The sequence below is a fragment of the Pseudomonas sp. W3I7 genome (assembly GCF_030816095.1).
Taxonomy (GTDB): domain Bacteria; phylum Pseudomonadota; class Gammaproteobacteria; order Pseudomonadales; family Pseudomonadaceae; genus Aquipseudomonas; species Aquipseudomonas salomonii.
In genome coordinates this window covers 1,967,583-1,987,078 of record NZ_JAUSXP010000001.1, presented here as the reverse complement: position 1 = coordinate 1,987,078, position 19,496 = coordinate 1,967,583, and the positions used below count along the sequence as shown (strand labels likewise).

Below are 19,496 nucleotides of genomic sequence, written 5' to 3'. Positions count from 1 at the left end.
TCTTGTCAGGTGTTTATTTATGGCGCTGACGGCTGATGAAAATCGCCAGCAAAATGATCCCGCCCTTGATCACGCTCTGGACGTAGGGCGAGACCCCGAGCATGTTCAAACCGTTATTGAGTACGCCCAGCAGCATGGCGCCGAGCAAGGTGCCAACAATGACCCCGCGCCCGCCGGCAATCGACGCACCGCCGAGTACCACCGCCGCAATCGCATCCAGCTCGAACGACACGCCGGCATTCGGCTGGCCGCTCATCAAGCGTGAGGTGAGCACCAGCCCGGCAATCGCTGCGGTCAGGCCGCTGATGCCGTACACCAGCAACTTGAAGCGCGCCGCCCGCACGCCCGATAAACGCACCGCTTCTTCATTGCCGCCGATGGCATAGATGTAGCGGCCGATGCGCGTGTGTTGCAGCAACACATAGGCGGCAAAGTAGGTGACCAGCATGATCAGGATCGGCACGTCGACGCCGAACAGGCTCTGGCGGCCGAAGAAACCGAACCACTCCGGCAACCCCGAAATCGGGTAGCCGTCGGTGTACATCAGGCCCAGGCCTCGGGCGATGCCCATGGTCGCCAGGGTGACGATGATCGGCGGCATGTGCAGGTAGGCGACGAACACGCCATTGCCGATGCCGAAGGCCACGCCGATCAGCATGCCGGCGCCAATCGCCAGGCCCGGCGGCAGGCCCGCGACCATCAGCCCGGCGGTCAAGGTGCCCGACAGCGCCATCACCGGCCCCACCGACAGGTCGATGCCACCGGTGAGAATCACGCAGGTCATGCCCACCGCGATAATCGCGTTGATCGACACCTGGCGCGCAATGTTCGACAGGTTGCTGGTGGTGAGGAAGTTATCGCTGGCGAAGATCATCACCAGGGTCACCACCACCAACCCTACGAAGGGATAAAACGCCGGCGAGCGCACCAGCCGCGCCAGGTTCAGGCGCAGTCGGCTGGTGTCGCCAGTATTAATGGACCTGTTCACTTGAGCCCCCTGTTGCATGGCGCATGACCTCTTGTGGGTTGACGGCGGCCGCTTCCAGCAGCTTGACGATGGCGCCCTTGTGGAACACGGCGACGCGGTCGCACATGCCGATGACTTCGGGCAGTTCGGAAGAAATCATGATGATCGCGTAGCCTTGTTCAGTGAGGCTGCGCATCAGGGCGTAGATCTGCGCCTTGGCGCCAACGTCGATGCCACGTGTGGGTTCATCGAACACCAGCACGTCGCAGTGGTGGTTGATCCAGCGTGCAATCACAACCTTTTGCTGGTTGCCGCCGCTGAGGTTGAACACCCGGCTTTCGCCGCTGGGCGCCTTGATCGACAGCTGGCGCATCAACGCGTCGACGCTGGCGCATTCCTTGGCCTTGTCGAGCAGGCCCGAGGCGTTCTGGTACTTGGGCAGGTTGTTCAGGGAGATGTTTTCGCGAATGCTGAAATCAGTGATCAGCCCTTCGCTCTTGCGGCTTTCCGGCAGCAGGCCAATGCCGTGGGCCAGAGCCTGCGCCGGGTCATCGAGGGTGACTTTCTCGCCGCGCAACCACACGTCTTTGCTCACCGACGGCAGCGCACCCATCATGCCCAGCGCCAGCTCGGTACGACCGGAGCCGACCAGCCCGGCAAAGCCGAGGATCTCGCCCTTGTGCAGCTGAAAGCTGTTGCGCGGGCCGTTGCGCACCAACTGGATGTCCTTGACCTCCAGCAACAGCGGGCCACGGTCTTTCGTGGGTTTGGGGGGAAAGCTGTTTTCCAGGCGCCGGCCGACCATCATCTCGACCAGCCGATCGATATCACTGTCGGCCACGTCGGTCACGCCCACGTTACCGCCATCGCGCAGCACGCTGATGCGGTCGCACACCTGGAAAATCTCCTCCAGGTGGTGAGAGATAAAGATCACCGCCACGCCCTGGCGCTTGAGTTCGCGCATGATCTCGAACAGCAGCTCGGCTTCGCTGGGCGTGAGGGTGGCGGTCGGTTCATCAAGTACCAACAGGCGCGCATCCAGGGCCAGCGCCTTGGCGATCTCGACGAATTGCTGCTCGGCCACGCTCAGGTGCTTGACCGCACATTGCAGGTTGATACTCACACCCAGGCGCTTGAATAACGCCTGGCTGGCCTCGACCATTTCGCGTTTGCGCAGCAGGCCGAAGCGGTTGCTGAGCTCATGGCCGAGGAAGATGTTTTCCACCGCCGTAAGGTAGGGAATCAGGCTGAATTCCTGGAACACGATGCCAATACCGGCGGCGATCGCATCGCGGTAAGTGGCAAATTTTTGCGCCTGGCCATCGATCAAAATCTGCCCTTCGTCCTGATGCTCGACGCCGCCGAGGATCTTCATCAAGGTCGATTTGCCCGCGCCATTTTCACCCAGCAACGCATGGATTTCGCCGCGCTCGACCTGCAGGTTGATGGACTTGAGGGCCTGTACGCCCGGGTAGCGCTTACAGATATTTTCCAGCTTCAGAAGACTGCTCATACCGCCGACCTCGTATTCAGAAGGAGACCTCAAGCCCCACGGTTCACGTGGGGCCGGGGCGATTTACCAGCTGAAGTCCTTGGCCTTGGCCTGGTCGATCAAAGTGATATCGACGGGAATGGTGGCCGGCACTTGCGAGCCCCACTTTTTGGCCAGGGCGATGCCCAGGGCCAGGCGGATCTGATCGCGCGGGTATTGCGCCGAGGTGGCGATGAACTTGCTGCCGGGCTTCTGGATCGCCTTGATGGCTTCCGGCGCGCCGTCGACGCTGACCAGTTTCACGTCCAGGCCGCTGGCCTCGATGGCCGACAGGGCGCCGAGGGAGCCGTTGTCATTCACGCTGAAAATACCCTTGAGGCCCGGCTGGGCCTGCAGCATGTTTTCGGTGACGGTCAGCGCCTGGTCACGTTCCTGCTTGCCGTTCTGGATGCTGACAATCTTGATGTCCGGGTGCTTGGCCACCGCCTCTTTGCAGCCGCGCACACGCTCAAGGATCGGCACCACGGCGATGCCGTCGAGGATCGCAATGTTGCCTTTGTCGCCGATGTTCTTGGCCAGGTATTCACAGGCCTGGAAGCCGGCGTCGAAGTTTTTAGAACCGACGAAGGAGTCCAACGGACCGTCGGCCTGGGCGTCCACCGCGACCACGACCACACCCGCGGCATGGGCAGATTTGACCGCCGATTGCACGCCGACCGAATCGGTGGGGTTGATCAGCAGGATATCGATGCCTTTTTGCAGCATGTCTTCGACATCGCTGACCTGCTTGGACACGTCATGGCGGGCGTCGGTGATGATCAGCTTCGCACCGATGGTCGCGCCGGCTTCTTCCAGGGCGTTTTTCATGGTGACGAAATAGGGGTTGTTGATTTCCTGGAAGGAGGCGCCGATGCGGATCGGTTTGGCGGCGTCGGCAAACGCTGCGCTGGTGGCGCCGAGGGTGATGCTGACAGCCAGTAAACACAGGGTTTTCGGGAGCATTTTCATGGCGTGGTTCTCTGTTTTGTTTTTATTTTTAGAGCAAATGTTATCGTTAACATTTTGCGAGAAGCTAGCAAGTAAATGGGGGCTGTGCAAGAGGCCATTGGTCGGTCGCGGTGGAAAGGTGGGAGTGGGCTTGTCTGCTGCGGCGGTTGGGCGGTGTACATATCCGTTGCTGCAGTAATGGCCACTTAGGGTTCCGCTCTTACAAGGGGTCACTTTTGGCGGTGGGTCAGTCTATTCATCTGTCACTGGCCCACCGCATTCGCGAGCAAGCCCGCTCCCACAGTTGACCGCATGCAGTTTTGGCGGATTTGCATACACTGAAGAGCTCCCACCTTTGACCGAGTATGGCTCTGCTGTTGCTGTTGCTGTTGCTCTGGCCCTTACATCCTTTTCGATGACGAAGTCAGCGGTCTTTTGATCTGCGCTTTTGATCTTGATCTTGATCTGAAATCGCCCCGTCAAACACGATGGCCGCAATTCGACAGTGATTTGGGGGGTAAACCGGCAGGGATGCCGGTTTAGCCGCCCCGCGCCATGGATGGCGCGTGGCGGCGGCCCCCCAAATCACTGGCGGATTGCGGGCATGCCGAGCCACAGCGAGGCACCGAGTGTTGGGGCGAGGACTTTTTGCTTACTTTTTGGTCCCTCAAAAAGTGAGCCGCTGTAAGAGCGGAACCATAAGCCGCCGTTACCGCAGCAACGGATATGTACACCACCAAAAGACCACCCTCTCAGGCAACCCAACTCCCACACTCAAACCGCAGACTGCGCAAAAACTCGCACTATTTCGCGTACCAACTAAGCTCAGGCTCCAACAAAAAACCTGAGCGTGCCGCCATGGCCCATCCCACCGAGACCTTCCGCGCCCGCTACCGCGCCGCCGTGAGCGCCCGTTACAACCCCTGGCTGCACGCCGGTTTCGTGCTCGGCTACGGCATCGTCTGCATCGCCCTGGCCTGGTCCTCCACCGCGCACATCACCGCGCTCCAGTGGCTCACCGTGCCGCTGACGCTGGTGTTCTTCAACCTGTGCATCTACCTCGTGCACCGCCACCTGGGCCATCACAAACACAGCCTGGCACGGCTGTTCTATGCGCGGCACACGGGTGACCACCACAGCTTTTTTACCCCCGGCCACATGACCTACGACAGCCCGCGAGACTGGCGTGTGATTCTGTTCCCGGCCTGGCTGATCGTGCTGCACAGCCTGGCGATCACCCTGCCCGCCTGGTGGCTGCTCAAACACTTGAGCCCCAACGTCGCCGGGTTGTTTGCCGGGTGCATGATCCTTGGGTATTTACTTTACGAAGTGTTTCACGCCTGCGAGCACTTGCCCGCCGGGCACCCGGTGGCACGCCTGCCATGGATTCGCCAGATGCACCAGTTGCATGCCCTGCACCACCGCCGTGAGCTGATGCAGGGGCGCAATTTCAATATCGTCCTCCCCCTGATGGATTACCTGTTCGGCACCCTGCACTGGGAGCCGAACGCCCACGACAACCAGGAATAGTCATGAGTACCCGCCCCAAAAAACTGCGCCATTTGCTCTTCGTACTGCTGCTTGCAGTCATCGCTTTTCTGCTGCTGATGCCCACCAAAGTGCAACCGGTGAACTGGTCGCCGCCCAAAGCGCCCTCGGTAAAAGACGGCGCCTACGCCGAGAACCAGCGGCTCAAGGGCATTGAAAAAATCGGCGCCCAGGACATCGCCGGCCCCGAAGCCTTGCTGCTCGACCCCCAGGGTTTTCTGATCAGCGGCCTGCAGGACGGGCGCATTATCCGCACCTCGCCAAACAGCCACACCCTGGAAGTGCTCGCCAACACCGGCGGCCGCCCGCTCGGCCTGGCGTTACACCCGGATGGGCGCTTGATCATTGCCGACGGGGTAAAGGGGTTGCTTGCCTTGGATGCCAACCGTCAACTCAAACTGTTGAGCAGCAGCGCTGACGGCGTACCCTTTGGTCTCACCGACGATGTGACCGTCGATGCCAGCGGACGCTATGCCTACTTCAGTGATGCATCGAGCCGCTGGGGCTACGGCCAGGACGGCACAGCGGTGATCGAGCATGGCGGCGACGGCCGGTTGCTGCGCTATGACTTCAGCACCGGCAGCACCGAGGTGTTACTGGACCGGCTGCAATTTGCCAATGGCGTGACCCTGGGCCCGGATGAAAACTACGTATTGGTGAACGAAACCGGCGCCTACCGCATCAGTCGTTACTGGCTCAAGGGCGAGCGCAGCGGCACCCACGACCTGTTTATCGACAACCTGCCGGGCCTGCCGGACAACCTCAGTTTCAACGGGCGCGATCGCTTCTGGGTGGCCCTGTATTCGCCACGCAACCCGTTGCTGGACGGTTTCGCCGGCTACCCACTGTTGCGCAAGGTGATGGTGCGCGCACTGATGGTGGTCCCCAAGCCCATCGAGCGTAAAGCCTTTGTGCTGGGGCTGGACACCGATGGCAAGGTCATCGCCAACTTGCAGGATGGCAGTGCGGGCAACTACTCGCCGGTCACTACCGCACGCGAATACGGCGACTGGTTGTACCTGGGCTCGCTCACGAGCACCAGCATGGCGCGCCTGCCGTTGAAGCTGGCGTTGGCCGGCGAATAACAAAAAGGGGCAGCCTGTTCAGGCTGCCCCTTCTGATTTACATCACGGTATCAATGGATGATGTCTTGGGTGCAGATGTGCCCAAAGGTCACATATTGCACATTGTCACCGCCGACACCCACGCCCGGAAACTCGTCCAGCTCGATACGCCAGCCGCCGAAGTTGAAGGTGGTGTCCCAGGTGTACTGCACGCCGGTGCTGCTGTCCGGGTACTGCACGCGGTTACCGCCAAAGCAGGTACCGAGCGCGGCACTGGCCTGGGATGTGCCGGCACTGTTGGTGGTGGCCTTGAAGTCGGTCCAGTGGAACTCGGTGCCCTCAAAGCGCTTGTCGACACGCAGCACAGGTGTGACGCCCAGCAGCGGCGCACCCGTGGAATCGGACCAGTTGGTGGTCCAGTTCAATGTGCGCCCCGCCTGGGTCGCCATCCAGAATATCGACGCCGGCACCCGCACGATGTTGTCGCCTGTCACTTGCGAGCTGTTCAGCTGTGGCGCAGAGCCGAGGCTCAACTTGTAATATTTGCTTGGATCCTGCGTCACGGCCGGGTTGGCCCGCACACGCACTTTGACGGTCGTACCCGGCGTGACATTCGGGTAGGTGGACGTAGAACCGGCTGGCACGACGATCCAGTTGACGCCATCAAAGCGCTCGAAGATCCACTGGTTACGGCTGCCACTGTCATCGCCTGCCAGGTACATGCTCACGGCCTGGCCACGCACGGCCTTGAAGTCGAAGTAATCGACGTCGTTGGCGTTGTCGAGGTTGCCGCTCACCTTGTTCATGGTGTCCGGCATCGCAAACGCGTCTTGCGGCGTGTCGTTGGGCTCGAAGGCATCGATGTTGGTATCTGCCGCTACGCCAAAACTGAACTGCGCATTGGTGGCGGTCTTGGCCACCATGTACCAGTAGTAGTCACCGGCCGGCAGTACACCGTCGATGTATTCATCGGCATTGCCGGCGTTGTCGGAGGTCGCCAGCAGTTGCAGGTTACCTTGGCCGTCATCGCGGAACAGGCTCAGCGACATGTCGGCGCCGGCACTCTGGTTGATCAACTGCACCAGCACCCGCGCGCTTTTTGGCAGGTTGAAGTGGTAAGGGAAATCCTGGCCCGTTTGCACTTCGCTGATGGTGTAGAGGGTGTTGATATCCAGGGTCGGAAACAGCGGAACAAAGTCGGCGACCGCTGCACTTTTCAACTCGCTCTGACTCGGCTTTTTCAACGTGCCGATAACGGTGTTGAACGGTGCGGACCTGGCCGCTTTAGCGACCGCCTTGGTCTTGCCGTCCCGCGCATCCAGCAGCTTTTGCCGCAGCGCCTCCGAAATCGGCACCGCAGTGAGCGTGCCGCCAGGTTTGAGCGCGTCAATCTCGCTTTGGCTCACTGTGCCGGGGGTGAGTTTGGGAAGGGTCAGGTCGGCCAGGGCAGAGGCCGAGATAAAGCAGGAGGCCATCATGGCCGCGCCCAGCATAAGGGCTTTGGTTGGTTTCATTTTTTATCCATCCATAGTTAAAAAATTGATGCTCAGGTGAGCGGTGACATCCGGTCACCTGGGATGGAATGTAAAACAATACTGTATGCATGAACAGTATTTTTTTAGAAAAAATTAACCTCCTTCAAATAGGTAGGTCACCCCACCTGCGCCAAACGGACCAGACCACGGTTGTGATCAGCCAGATAAACCCCAGGTAATAAGGCCATACCACCCAACGTTTGAGCGCCAAAGGCACAGACGCCAGTTCGTCCTCGGTCACAACACCGGCTTTCACGTGGCGCTTTGAATCGGACAGGAACTCAAAAATCAGCAACATGCGGTACTGCCTGTCTATCCACTCCTTTCGTCTCCAAAAACGTTTATTGCCGCCAACCCTCCCGTTTCCACACGCCTCTTTGATCTCAAATCCTTTGCGTCTACAGCCAAGTGCCCCAATAGCCCCAACTGATCGACCAAAACATCACAAGGCGATAGGGCCAAACGGCCCAACGCTTGAGTGTTAATGGAATGGCGGCTAATTCAGCCTCGGTCACAAGACCTTCTTTCACGGAGCGTTTAGGCCTGCGAAGAATGTCAATCATCAGACCCATGCGATTGAACCTGACGAACCGCTGGTTAGGTCGCCAGCGTTGCTGATATTTGCGCACCTCTGCGTTTTCACTGAAGTAGCTTTCGAGTGCTTCGAGCTTTGTACAGCCAGCAAATAGCATCAGCCCCAAAACGATGAACGTTCCAACAACCATCACAGCGGTATAGACGAGAAAATAATCCATGGTTAAGTGCCCTCTGGCTGGAATATCAAATCACCCTCGTTCTCTATGATCGTGCCACCCAACCAAGCCCCGCCATCACCGACTTTACGGCCGCCTGAATATCCTCCCGCCGCACCGCCAATTACTCCGCAACTCAGGGCGCCGCTCCCTCTAGTCGCAATACCCAAAAAAAAGGTGCATGCGCGACGCGTTAATTCAGCGCCTAAAATCCCGCCTCCAGCCGCGCCCACTACCCCGCCTACCAACCGCCCACTCTCCACATACTTCGCCCTTCTGCACTGCGCCTCCCTGCCCGTCATACACGCCTCCTTGACCTCCAATCCTGTCCCCCCCACATCCATGGCCAACCCCACATAAGTCCCCTTCCCCAACCACTTCGACACCTGCGCCACGTCCCCGACCCGCTGCGCATACCCTGCAATCTCACCCTTATGCAGAAAGCTTTTGGTCGATATCCCCAGCACCTTCTTCAACGATTGATTGCCCCGCAGCCCCGTGCCAAACCGCGCCGCGCCTTGCAGTTGCGCGTCCAACTGCCGAAACAGCCCCTGGCGCTGACGAGCAAACTCATCTCGGTCCAACCCACCGCCCTTCAACCGCTGATGCACGCGCTCAATCGCCTCCAGGGTCTGCGCCACTTCATCCAGATGCCGCGCCCACGCCGACGTGGCGCTGCCGATACCCATCGAGCCATTCGCCAGCAAGCTCTGCAGCAAGTCGTAGTTATTGATCACCGCCGAGCCGGCCGATGGCTCCAGCCGCCAGCGGATCTGCTCGCCATAACGCATCAACCAGGCTTCTTCACTGCGGCAGCTGAAGCTGAAGTCGTCAGGGATAATCACCAGTTGCCCCGGTGTTACCAGGCCAGTTCGCAAGTGCCGGTTCAACACGTCAAAGTGATCAGAGCGCTGACGATTTGGCGCCCCGCCCATCGCCCTGGATTTCAAGCTGTTGTAGTCCGTTGTGCGGTCATTGATGAATCCCTGCGCCATGCCTTCCATCCCGGATGCAATAAAGATGGCGTCGGAATATAGGCAAGCGCAGGCGGCCCGCACACAAGGCCAGGCGCGGGAAATCACATTTGGGAAGTTGCCTACTCGGCAGAGAAAAATCGCCTACAAAAAACCGCGATCAATACCCGGTCATCTCCAGATACCCCACACCACCGTCAAACTGCACCGGCCCTTCCCAGTACGGAATACTGAGGTTCATCCATGCCTTTGGATTGACGGCCTGGGGTGTAATGTCCAGTTGTTTGCCGGGTATTTTCAAGGACCAGCGCGTAGGCACAGTGCGCCCGTCAATGTCGGTGGTGGCCAGCGGTGTGAGCTGAATATCGGCGTTATGCAGGGTCTGGGTGTGCCCTTGCTGGTCGATCCAGGTGCCGGTCAGATAACCCGCGCCGTCCTTTTGCCGCACGCGAAACAGCATCAACTGCTCACCACGGTCCAGGTGCAGGGAGAACCAGTCCCAGCCGGTCTGGCTGGCGGCCAGCGGTTGGCTGCTCCATTCGCGGTCGAGCCAGGCCGGGCCGCTGACCTGATAGGTGGTGCCGTCGAGGGTGACATTGCCTGCTGCGGTAAAAAACGGCTGGCTGTAGTAGTAGGACGCCTGGCCTTGGTCGGATTTGCGGCTGTAGCCGTTATCACCCTGCAACACCAATGGGCGGCTGGAGGTCAGGTGCAAATCGTAGGCAAACTGCGGGCCGGTGGCCTTGAGTTGCATATCGGCCAAGGCGCTGGCGGCACCGGGCCGGGTGGCGAAACTCCAGTCGTCGAGCCAGGCCGTGAACGGCGCTGCCTGGGCGCCGGCCTGGCCAACGCCGCCACGGGCGTAGCGCTCAGCAGCGTAATGGCGGGTGGCAGACGTGACGGCGGCATGGCCCAGCCAGATCGTCGAGTCGCGCCAGCCCGCCTGCACCGGCCCGGCCTTCAGCGCGTTGCGAAACAGCGTCCATTGCACGCCGAACACACGGCCTTGGGCATCCTTGAGGTTGGCGGTGACGTACCACCATTCGATGCGAAAACCTGGGTGCGGGCCGTGGTCCTGGGGAAAGCTGAAGACCTTGCCAGGCACCACCTGGGCAAAATCCGCCGCTTCGCTGCCAAGGCCGGCGAAGCTTTCCGGCGGCGCGGGGGCTTTGTCGCAGGCCGTCAACAGCCATACGGCGGCCCAGCACCAGGGTTTAATCTTCATGGGCAAAGGTCCTCAGCAAATCCGCCGGACGACTGCGGTACAACTGCCACAGTGGCCAGGCCGAGGCGAGCAGCGTGGCAAGCATGGCCAGCCCCAACAATTGCGCCAGCTGCCACGGAAACACTTGCAAGGGCAGGCGCCAGCCGAACGCCTGCACATTGATCACCGCGTCCAGGCACCACGCCAGCAGCAGGCCCAAGGGCAAGGCGAGTACCAGCGTCAACACCGCCAGCAGCCAGGTTTGGCCGAGGTTGAGCAGCATCAGTTGCCGGCGCGTCACGCCCAGCGCCCACAGCGGTGCGAGTTGGCCAAGGCGACTTTGGCTCTGGGTCAGCAGGCTGATAAACAGCGCCACACCGGCGACACCCAACGTCAGGCTGTTGAGTGCGGCGGTAGCGGCGAAGGTGCGTTCGAACACCTGGCTCGACCAGCCTTTGAGCTGCTGCTGATCGACGATGCGGCTGTCCTCCAGGGCAAAGGCGCGCCGCACTTCCTGCACCAGCGCCGGTACATCGCCGGGCAGTACCCGCAGGTTGAAGCGTGCCGGTGCCAGGCCCGGCCAGTGCGCCAGCAGGTGTTGCGAATTGACCAGCAGATGGCCCTTGGGGTTGCCGTAGTCGGCGTAAACCCCCACCACTTTTGGCGACCAGACGCCTTGCGGCGTGGGAAGCTGGATGGCATCGCCCAGCCCCACATTCAGGCGGCGTGCCAATTGCTCGCTGAGCATCACGCTATCGCCCTGCAACAGTTGGTCCCAAGGCGCACTGACCGCTTGCAGCAACGGCCAGTGCTGGCGATAGGTCGGGTCATCGACCACCCCGAACACATCCGCCGGCCAGCCCTGCAATTGCACCGCCACCTGCCAGGTCGGCAGCACCGCCTGCACCCGCGGTTGCTGCGCCAACCAGCTGGAAAGCTGCTCGGCCTGGGCCGGACTTTGCGGGTTGAGGTACAGCTCGGCGGTAAGGCGTTGTTCCAGCCAGTTATTGAACGTCTGGCGAAACCCCGAAGTCATGGAGCCCGCGCCGATGTTCGCCGCCAGGGCCAACAGCAGCGCCATCAACGCCAGGCTCAAGGCCGGCAACTGTTGGCGGCAGTCGGCAAGGAACCACTGGCCCAATACCGAACGGCTGCGTCCAAGCACCGCCGTCAACAGGCCATTGAGCACCACCGGCAAGCCAAGCGCCGCGCCCAGCAGCAAGGCGGCCATCAGCACAAACCCGGCGGCGAGGCTGTTGCCCCACCACAACGCCAGCACTGCAATCGCCAGCGCGGTGGTCGCCACCCAACCCTGACGGCGCAGCCAGCGTCCATGCGCCTCGTGCCAGGCCTGGGCATTGGCGAGGGCCAGCAAGGGCAAACGTGCCGCACGCCACAGGCTGCTGGCACCGGCAAGCAGGGCGCCGAGCAGGCTCAAGCCCAAGCCGGCCAGCCACCACCACGGGCTGAGGTTCAACTGGCCCGCCACCTCGGCGCCATACAGGCCGCGCAGGCTGGCGGCCACATCCGGCAGCAACAGACTGGCCAGCAGGTAACCACTGATCACCCCCAGCACGCCGCCCAGCAACGACAACACGCCCAGCTCAACCGCCAGGCTGACGATCAACAGGCGCGCGCTGACCCCGCAGGCACGCAAGGTGCGCAGCAAACCACGGCGTTGCTCCAGGGCCAGGCCGATGGCGGCGTGGACAATAAACAGGCCGACCACAAACGACAAAAAGCCCAAGGCATCGAGGTTCAGGTGAAAACTTTCGGTGAGGCGCGAGAGGTTGTTGTCCTCGCCTTGCTTAAGTTGCAGCGCGCCAGGCGGCGTCGGATGGGTGGCGGCGAAGGCCTTGTCCACCAGCAGGCGCGACAGGCGCCCCGGCATGTCCAACAACGGTTGGGCGAAGCCGATATCGGTCAGCAACAGGCCGGGAGCCATGTCGGGCTGAACCTGTAAAGGTGGCAAGCGTTGCCCGCTTACCGTCAATGGCTGCTCACCGGCCTGCAACCCCAACGCCTGCAAGGTTTGCGCAGCGATCCAGGTTTGCCCGGGCGGGTTGAAAAACCCGAGCATCTGCGCCTGGCTCAAGCGCTGCCCCGCCACCGCACCGCCACCGGGTAACGACAACGGCTCGATGCCCATCAATTGCAGGCGAGAATCTTCATGCCCCTTGAGCAGCAGCCGCCCCTGCACCACCGGCGACACCGGCCAGCCGGCACGGCGCAGTTCGGCAAACAGCGCTTGCGGGAAACTCGCACCGTCCGGCGCACTCAGGCTGGCTTGGGGCTCACCGCCGATCAATTGGCTGGCACGTGCATAGCTGTCGCGCGCCTGGCTGTTAAGGGCTTGCACGCCGGTCAACAGTGCGGTGGCCAGCCACAAGCCGGTGAGCACGCTGAAAAACTGCACCGGGTGCCGCCGCCAATGGCTCAACAGTGCGCGCAGTGCCCAATAAAATACCCTCATCTCACGCGACCACACGGCCATGTCGCAACACCACCTGGCGGTCCAGGCGCGCGGCGATGCGCGGGCTGTGGGTCACCATCAACAGGCTGGTGGGGCTGTCTCGCAGCAGGTCCAGCAGCAATTGCAGCACGTCATCGCTGGTGGCCTCGTCGAGGTTGCCGGTGGGTTCATCCGCCAGCAACAAGCCGGGGCGCGAGGCCAACGCACGGCCCACCGCAACCCGTTGCTGTTGGCCGCCGGAGAGTTGTTCGGGATAACGCTTGAGCAAGTCGCCCAGGCCCAGGCGCTCCACCAGTTGCGCCTGCCATTGCGGGTCGAAGCGCCCGGCCAGACGGGCCTGGAACGCCAGGTTGTCGTCGACACGCAAGCTGCCGATCAGGTTGAACTGCTGGAACACCAGGCCGATTTGGGTACGCCGCCAATGGGCCAGTTGCGCCTCGCTCAGTTGGTCCAGGCGCTGCTCGCCCACCTGGACAGTGCCACTGTCCACGCGGTCGAGCCCGGCGACCAGATGCAACAACGTGCTTTTGCCACTGCCCGACTCGCCCATCAGCGCCAGGCTGCTACGTTCCCCCAGGTACAGGTCGACACCCGCCAGCACCGGCAGCGGACCTTGCGGGGTGGCGTAGCTTTTAACAACACCTTGCACCTGCAACATAAACACGCTCGTTTAAAGGACTGCAAACGAGCATAACGGCTGGTTGACGACCCCATGCAAATTTTTCACATTGATTTCACTGCTTGCCCACCCTCGCCCCTCTAAATTGCCCCCCAATATCGATAGTCGGCAACTTGTTAGTTGCCGCCAACGGCAACTTCTAACTGCTGGATGTTCAGCCAAAAGACAGCAGCGCTATGACACGCTCCGCTTCAACTACGGGCATCCGTCAGTGCGTTGCGCCTATTTGAATAAAACACTGAAGACAGTGCCCATGGTGAATGATGTGGTTGACCTTACCCTGACCAAACCGCGCTCACGCCGGCGCTATCTCAAGCGCCTGCGAAAGTGGTGGGCGGGCCTTGCCGTTATCGGCTTGCTGCTCGCCGGTTTCCTGTTATGGCCGTTCTCGCCGCGCGACCTGAGCGTCGGTAATCGCCTGCTGACCTCGCAAGTGTTGCCGGCCTGGCGCGATGGCGACCTGATCGTGCTGGTGCGTCACGAAGAGCGCTGCGACCGCTCGGCCAACGCCTGCTTCGGCGCACCTGAAGGCCTGACGACCGTCGGCACCCAACGCGCCGAAGAAGCGGGCAAGGCCTTCAAACTACTGGGCCTGGAAAACACCGACATCGTTTCCAGCCCGGCCTTGCGCACGGTACAGACCTCGCACTTCATGTTCGGCAAAGCCGAGCTGACCCCAGGGGAAAAGACCATCTGCGGCGAGGACATCGATGAAGAACTGCTCAGCCGCAAACGACCGGGTCGCAACCTCGTTTTTGTCACCCACAGTGGCTGTATTGCCGACTTCGAAAGCGCCCTGGGCTACCCCCGCGCAACGTTTGCCGAGTACGGCAGTGCCCTGTTCGTGCGCGTACTGGGCAATGGCAAATTCGAGACGCTTGGCATCATGAAAGGCCCCGCCTGGTCCGCCGTACTTAAAAAGCTATAGACACTTTTTTACCTATAACTTTCTTCATGTTCAGCAAAACGACAGCCCTCTTCTGGCATGTTCAACTGCGCCCGCAACTATTGGACGTCATGATTTTTTTCATCGACTTAGTGAACTTTGTGATTCTTCCTACAAACTTTTACATATCTGCTTACTTCGCCATTAAACGTCAAGGAGTGACGTTTTCATGACACGTCTGCTTAAACCTTTGCCTTTATTGCTACTGGCCTTCGCGGTGTTTTATCTACTGCCCATGGGCCTGCACGGTTTATGGATCCCGGATGAAACCCGCTATGCCCAGATCAGCCAGGAAATGCTGCAGAGCGGCAATTGGGTCGCACCGCATTTCATGGGTGTGCGCTATTTCGAAAAACCCGCCGCCGGCTATTGGCTGATCGCCCTAGGCCAAGCGGTGTTCGGCGAAAACCTGTTCGGCGTGCGTGTGGCTTCGGCCTTGACCACCGGCCTGAGCGTGGTGCTGGCGCCTACCTCATCGCCCGCCGCTTGTGGAACGACCCACGCAAAAGTTTCGCCTGCGCCCTGCTCTACATGAGCTTCGGGCTGGTGGCGGGGCAAGCAGGGTATTCCAACCTCGATCCGCAGTTCACCTTCTGGGTCAACCTCAGCCTGGTGGCGCTGTGGTTTGCCCTCGACAGCCGCACGTCGCGTGCTCGTCTGGGTGCCTGGGCAGTGCTGGGCGTGGCCTGCGGCATGGGCTTTATGACCAAGGGCTTTCTGGCCTGGCTGTTGCCCGTGCTGATTGCCGTGCCCTACATCCTCTGGCAGCGCCGCCTGGGTGAACTGCTGCGCTACGGCCCGTTGGCGATTGTGGTCGCCGCCATGGTGTGTGTGCCGTGGGCCTTGGCCATTCACGTGCAGGAGCCCGATTACTGGCGCTTCTTCTTCTGGCACGAGCATATCCGTCGCTTCTCTTCCGCCAATGCCCAGCATGCGCGGGCCTGGTGGTTCTTCCTGCCGATCATGGTGGTTGCCTGCCTGCCCTGGGCGGCGTTGCTGCCGACCACACTGATCAAGACCTGGAAAGACAAAGCCCAGCCGGCCATCGTGTTCCTGGCCCTGTGGCTGCTGTTGCCCCTGGCCTTCTTCAGCATGAGCCGCGGCAAATTACCCACCTACATCATGCCGTGCCTGCTGCCGCTGGCCTTGTTAATGGGCCATGCGCTGATCGACCTGATCGAGCAAGGCAAGGCCCGCGCGATCCTGATCAACGGGCTGGTTAACGCCGTGATCGGCCTGGCCGCGATGGTGGCGTTGATCTACCTGCAAATCAGCAACCCGATGTACGGCAACAGCCACGCGGAGATGTTCAGCCTGTCCCTGGCGTTTATCGTATTGCTGGCCTGGATCCTCGCCAACCTGCTGCAAGCGCTGCGCCCGCTGACCCTGTGGGCAATGCCGGTGCTGGGCATCGGTTTGCTGGTGGCGTTACTGCCGGCGGGCATGCCGGCGATGATCACCGATACCGAAATGCCCGACCAGTTCGTGCTTGAGCATCTGGATGAATTGCAACAAACCCATGCTTTGATCAGCAACGAGTTGGGCTCGGCGTCGGCCTTGTCCTGGCGCCTGGGCCGCCCGGAAGTGGCGTTTTACGACACCGAAGGCGAGCTGCGTTATGGCCTCCAGTACGCCGACTCGGTGCACCGCAAGGTCGACCTGGACAGCGTGCAGAGCTGGCTTGCGCAGGCGCGTCAGCAAGGTTCGGTCGGCGTGCTGATGCGCGTGCGCAGCACCAGCGAACACCGCGAAGAAGGGCAACTGCCACCGGGTGGCAAACGCTATCGCAAAGGCGCCCTGCTCTTGATTATTTATCCGCAGCTTCCCTAACGTTACGTCTGCCCTGAGAGCCGCCCATGAGTGTCTTCAAAACCGAACGCGGCGCCCTGGTGCTGCTGCTGGGCGTCTCGGCGCTGCTCCTGCTGCTGGGCCTGGGCAGTCGTGACTTGTGGGGGCCGGAAACCCGCTGGGCCAACATCGCGTTGCAGATGCTGCAGAGCGGTGATTACTTCGACCCCTACCTCAAGGGCGCGCCCTACTACGACAAACCCCTGCCCTCCTACTGGCTGATCACCGGCTTTGCCAACCTGATGGGCGGGCTTGGCCCCTGGTCACTGCGCTTGTCGTCGGTGATTGCGGCGTGGTTGAGCATCTGGCTGGTGTACCTGATCGGCGAACGCCTGTTTCGCAAAGGCACTGGGCTGATTGCCGGCTGGATGCTCGCCACCACCTTCTACTTTCTGTTCTGGGCGCGCGTGGCCACGGCCGACATCCTCACCGTGTGCGGCGTACTGGCGGCGGTGTGGTGGTATTGGCGCGGGCCGGACGACACGCGGCTGGGGCGCTACACGGTGTTTTTCCTGCTGCTGGCGGCCACCTCGCTGTTCAAAGGCTTGATCGGTTTTGTGCTGCCGGGCCTGGTGCTGCTGCCGCACCTGCTCAGCGAGCAGCGCTACAAGCGCCACCTCAATGTGCGCCTGCTGCTGGCCATGCTGATTGCAGCGGCGTTTTATGCGATTCCCTTCGTACTGTCCCACCTCTACGGCGCGCCGACTTACGGCGAGAGTGGCCTTGAACTGGTGTTCAAGGAAAACGTGGTGCGCTTCTTCAACCCGTTCGACCACATGGGGCCGATCTATACCTACCTGATCTACCTGCCCTCCTACACCTTGCCCTGGGCACCGTGCTGGTTGCTGGGCCTGTGGCTGGCACTGCGCAACTGGCGCCAAACGCCGCCGAACGTGCGCTGGCTGGTGTGGGGCCTGGGCCTGCTGTTCGTGTTCTTCACCGCCAGCGGCAGCCGGCGCAGCTACTACGTACTGCCGCTGGTGCCCTTTGCCCAACTGTTGGCCGCCTGGTGGTTGAGTGAACGCCTGGAGCAAAAAACCGCCAGTTGGCGACGTTGGCAAAAAGGCTTTGGCTTCACCGCAGGCCTGCTGTTGCTGGTGCTCGGGGGCATCTATCCCTGGGTCAGCGGCAACGGCGGCGTAACCCGCTTCGCCGACGACGTACAGGCCGAGGCGACCAAAAGCGCACCGTGGAATCAATGGCAGATGGTGATGGTAGAAGTCGACAACAAGGTGCCCATGTACCTGCAAAATGGCGGCAAACCGTTCTACTACGTCAGCGAGACCCAGGACTTCCCGCGCCAGGGCGACAGCGCCGCCTTGATGGCCTGGCTGGAAAAAACCAGCGGCCAGGGCTTCGACCCGCAGCACACCATTATCGTCGCGCAGTATTCCAAGGAAGACCCGACGCCGCTGGCCTACCTGGGCGCGGATCACACGGTGATTACCACGCAGCCGGATAATGGCGAGCGGTTGTTCCAGAAGCGCTCGGGGGGCAGTGTGGCGTTTGTTCCCGTAGCTAAATAACGTCGCGCGGCAAAGTCTGACTTAATTTTTTGGCAAGCTTGCAGCGTGAATAAAGGCCTCATCCAAGCTTTTGGCGTCATACGTACTCATGAACCCTCCTGCGTCAGTAAAGCGGTTAAAGCGTTGCTGACTCAGCATGTAAAAGTCATCGCAATGATTGACGACTTCGTCCACGTTATGTGACGAGACAAGAACGGCAACACCCTGCTGCGCAGCGCCTTCCAAGCACCTCCAGATATGATAACGAAACTCCGGATCCACGCCCGCCGTGGGCTCATCCAGAATGACCAGATCGGCCCCTACAGAGAGCAGAGACAGCGTAAAAAACCAACGCTTCTCTCCATAACTGCAAAGCGAGGATTTTTTGTTCCAGATTTCGCAATAGCGCTCGGCAACCCCAGGGCTCCACATTTCGATTTTCTCTAACGCATGCTTTTGAGTGACCGGTAGATCTGCACAAAAAATCATCATCATTTTAAACACATCAAACATTCGAAGCACCGGAGGCGTAGTGATGACCTGAGATAAGTAAAGAAACGTTGAAAAAGAATTTACTACCTCGCCAGCCTCCATTTTCTTCAAACGACAAATCACATCAAAAAAAGTAGTTTTTCCAGATCCGTTAGGCCCCAGCAAGCCTGAGATGGAGCCCGCTTCAACCACCAATGACGCCTTACTAAACACCGTATGGCGCTCATAACGGACGTCTAGCGAATTCACAATCAAGCGTTTCATCAGTAACGACTCCAAACCGGATTGACGAGCAAAAACTTATAGACCACAGCCAGCGACAAAACAAACAGCACTACAATGGTCATCACTACATATGAAGATTCAAAGATACCCACCTGCATGATATGGTTAGCCCACCACATCGGATTGAAAAATTTTACCACTTCGATCACCGGATGGGACGAGCTTATACTGACAATCCCAAGCGCCAACATAAGGAAAGACAACACTGAAAACACAGTATTCGCATTTTGAAACCCCAGCGGAACCAGCGTCAATAAGAGTGATGGTATCGAAAACAGCAAAAAGCAAATGTAGAATCTTCCAGCGACAACAATAAATTCAACAAACCTCACCTCACCAAAATACACCCGCGTCAGAACATAAAACACCAAACAATAAACCATAGACATAATTGAATAGGCCAAAAACTGACCAACAAGAAAGACCCTCTTCGTACGGCTAGTATAAACAAACGACCGAAGAAAACCGCTCTCTCTTCTCCCCACTATATAAAATGCCAACCCAAACATAGCGACACTCGATGATACGAAGGCATAGAACCATGAGGTCACCGAAATGTAATCAGGCGATATTTCCGCATTGGTCATGCGGGCATACATAATCAAGTAGAAGGTGACAACGGGGGACAGGACAATCCAAAACAATGCAAGTGGCTCCTTCAATTGCTCTTTAATAAAAAGAGCCGCTAACGCACCCGACTTGAATAATAGACTAGTACTCATTAACCACCTCATGGGAAAGGCAC

At 60.0% G+C, this 19,496-nt stretch carries 16 protein-coding genes and 1 pseudogene; 5 read left to right on the top strand and 12 right to left on the bottom strand.

The features are described from left to right. Positions 1–13 precede the first annotated feature (13 nt). The 3 genes from QF043_RS09370 to QF043_RS09360 all read right to left on the bottom strand — a co-directional run bounded on the left by QF043_RS09370 (position 14) and on the right by QF043_RS09360 (position 3,467). On the bottom strand, positions 14–1,006 hold the full coding sequence (locus QF043_RS09370) for an ABC transporter permease (protein ID WP_056861430.1): 993 nt from the start codon (positions 1,004–1,006) through the stop codon (positions 14–16). Beyond that, positions 972–2,480 carry a sugar ABC transporter ATP-binding protein gene (locus QF043_RS09365; RefSeq protein ID WP_307418278.1) on the bottom strand — a complete coding sequence of 503 codons (1,509 nt, stop codon included), beginning with the start codon at positions 2,478–2,480 and terminating at the stop codon, positions 972–974. Before QF043_RS09365 ends, QF043_RS09370 begins: the two co-directional genes overlap by 35 nt. A 63-nt stretch (positions 2,481–2,543) precedes the next feature. Further along, complete coding sequence (locus QF043_RS09360) at positions 2,544–3,467, bottom strand: substrate-binding domain-containing protein (RefSeq protein ID WP_099549975.1); 924 nt, start codon at positions 3,465–3,467, stop codon at positions 2,544–2,546. Between the two features lie 837 nt (positions 3,468–4,304). Between QF043_RS09360 and QF043_RS09355 the strand changes: the two genes are divergently transcribed. Both QF043_RS09355 and QF043_RS09350 read left to right on the top strand, forming a co-directional pair. Next, entirely contained in the window at positions 4,305–4,976 is a 672-nt protein-coding gene (locus QF043_RS09355; protein ID WP_307418277.1) for a sterol desaturase family protein, read from the top strand. A gap of 2 nt (positions 4,977–4,978) precedes the next feature. Further along, positions 4,979–6,079, top strand: coding sequence for an SMP-30/gluconolactonase/LRE family protein (locus QF043_RS09350; protein ID WP_307418276.1), 1,101 nt, complete (start codon positions 4,979–4,981; stop codon positions 6,077–6,079). 50 nt (positions 6,080–6,129) lie between these two features. On the opposite strand, the gene QF043_RS09345 is transcribed toward QF043_RS09350, so the two are convergent. From QF043_RS09345 to QF043_RS09315, 7 genes are all read right to left on the bottom strand, one after another. Then, positions 6,130–7,572: a hypothetical protein gene (locus tag QF043_RS09345; RefSeq protein WP_307418275.1), complete on the bottom strand. Its 1,443-nt coding sequence runs from the start codon at positions 7,570–7,572 to the stop codon at positions 6,130–6,132. Between the two features lie 124 nt (positions 7,573–7,696). Further along, entirely contained in the window at positions 7,697–7,891 is a 195-nt protein-coding gene (locus tag QF043_RS09340) for a hypothetical protein (protein ID WP_307418274.1), read from the bottom strand. A gap of 100 nt (positions 7,892–7,991) precedes the next feature. Further along, on the bottom strand, positions 7,992–8,348 hold the full coding sequence (locus tag QF043_RS09335; RefSeq protein WP_307418273.1) for a hypothetical protein: 357 nt from the start codon (positions 8,346–8,348) through the stop codon (positions 7,992–7,994). A 2-nt stretch (positions 8,349–8,350) separates the two neighbouring features. After that, on the bottom strand, positions 8,351–9,340 hold the full coding sequence (locus QF043_RS09330) for a hypothetical protein (RefSeq protein WP_307418272.1): 990 nt from the start codon (positions 9,338–9,340) through the stop codon (positions 8,351–8,353). Between the two features lie 139 nt (positions 9,341–9,479). Next, complete coding sequence (locus QF043_RS09325; protein ID WP_307418271.1) at positions 9,480–10,544, bottom strand: lipocalin-like domain-containing protein; 1,065 nt, start codon at positions 10,542–10,544, stop codon at positions 9,480–9,482. Continuing rightward, positions 10,534–12,996 (bottom strand): FtsX-like permease family protein, encoded by a 2,463-nt coding sequence (locus tag QF043_RS09320; protein ID WP_307421345.1) that lies wholly within the window; start codon positions 12,994–12,996, stop codon positions 10,534–10,536. The genes QF043_RS09325 and QF043_RS09320 overlap by 11 nt, the downstream gene beginning before the upstream one ends. 1 nt (position 12,997) lies before the next feature. Then, the gene (locus QF043_RS09315; RefSeq protein ID WP_065931168.1) at positions 12,998–13,654 is read right to left on the bottom strand and encodes an ABC transporter ATP-binding protein; all 657 of its coding nucleotides are present in this window, start codon (positions 13,652–13,654) and stop codon (positions 12,998–13,000) included. Between the two features lie 274 nt (positions 13,655–13,928). Between QF043_RS09315 and QF043_RS09310 the strand changes: the two genes are divergently transcribed. The 3 genes and pseudogenes from QF043_RS09310 (at position 13,929) to QF043_RS09300 (ending at position 17,995) form a co-directional block, all read left to right on the top strand. Next, entirely contained in the window at positions 13,929–14,603 is a 675-nt protein-coding gene (locus tag QF043_RS09310) for a histidine phosphatase family protein (RefSeq protein WP_307418268.1), read from the top strand. Positions 14,604–14,790: 187 nt separating this feature from the next. After that, a pseudogene (gene arnT / locus QF043_RS09305) lies at positions 14,791–16,451 on the top strand (lipid IV(A) 4-amino-4-deoxy-L-arabinosyltransferase). 26 nt (positions 16,452–16,477) lie between these two features. Continuing rightward, positions 16,478–17,995, top strand: a complete 1,518-nt coding sequence (locus QF043_RS09300; RefSeq protein WP_307418267.1) for a glycosyltransferase family 39 protein — start codon at positions 16,478–16,480, stop codon at positions 17,993–17,995. Positions 17,996–18,016: 21 nt separating this feature from the next. Here QF043_RS09300 and QF043_RS09295 read toward each other — a convergent pair whose 3' ends face one another. Together QF043_RS09295 and QF043_RS09290 are read right to left on the bottom strand one after the other, a co-directional pair. Further along, positions 18,017–18,730 carry an AAA family ATPase gene (locus QF043_RS09295; RefSeq protein WP_307418266.1) on the bottom strand — a complete coding sequence of 238 codons (714 nt, stop codon included), beginning with the start codon at positions 18,728–18,730 and terminating at the stop codon, positions 18,017–18,019. Further along, positions 18,730–19,473 (bottom strand): ABC transporter permease, encoded by a 744-nt coding sequence (locus QF043_RS09290; protein ID WP_307418265.1) that lies wholly within the window; start codon positions 19,471–19,473, stop codon positions 18,730–18,732. Before QF043_RS09290 ends, QF043_RS09295 begins: the two co-directional genes overlap by 1 nt. Positions 19,474–19,496 lie beyond the last annotated feature (23 nt).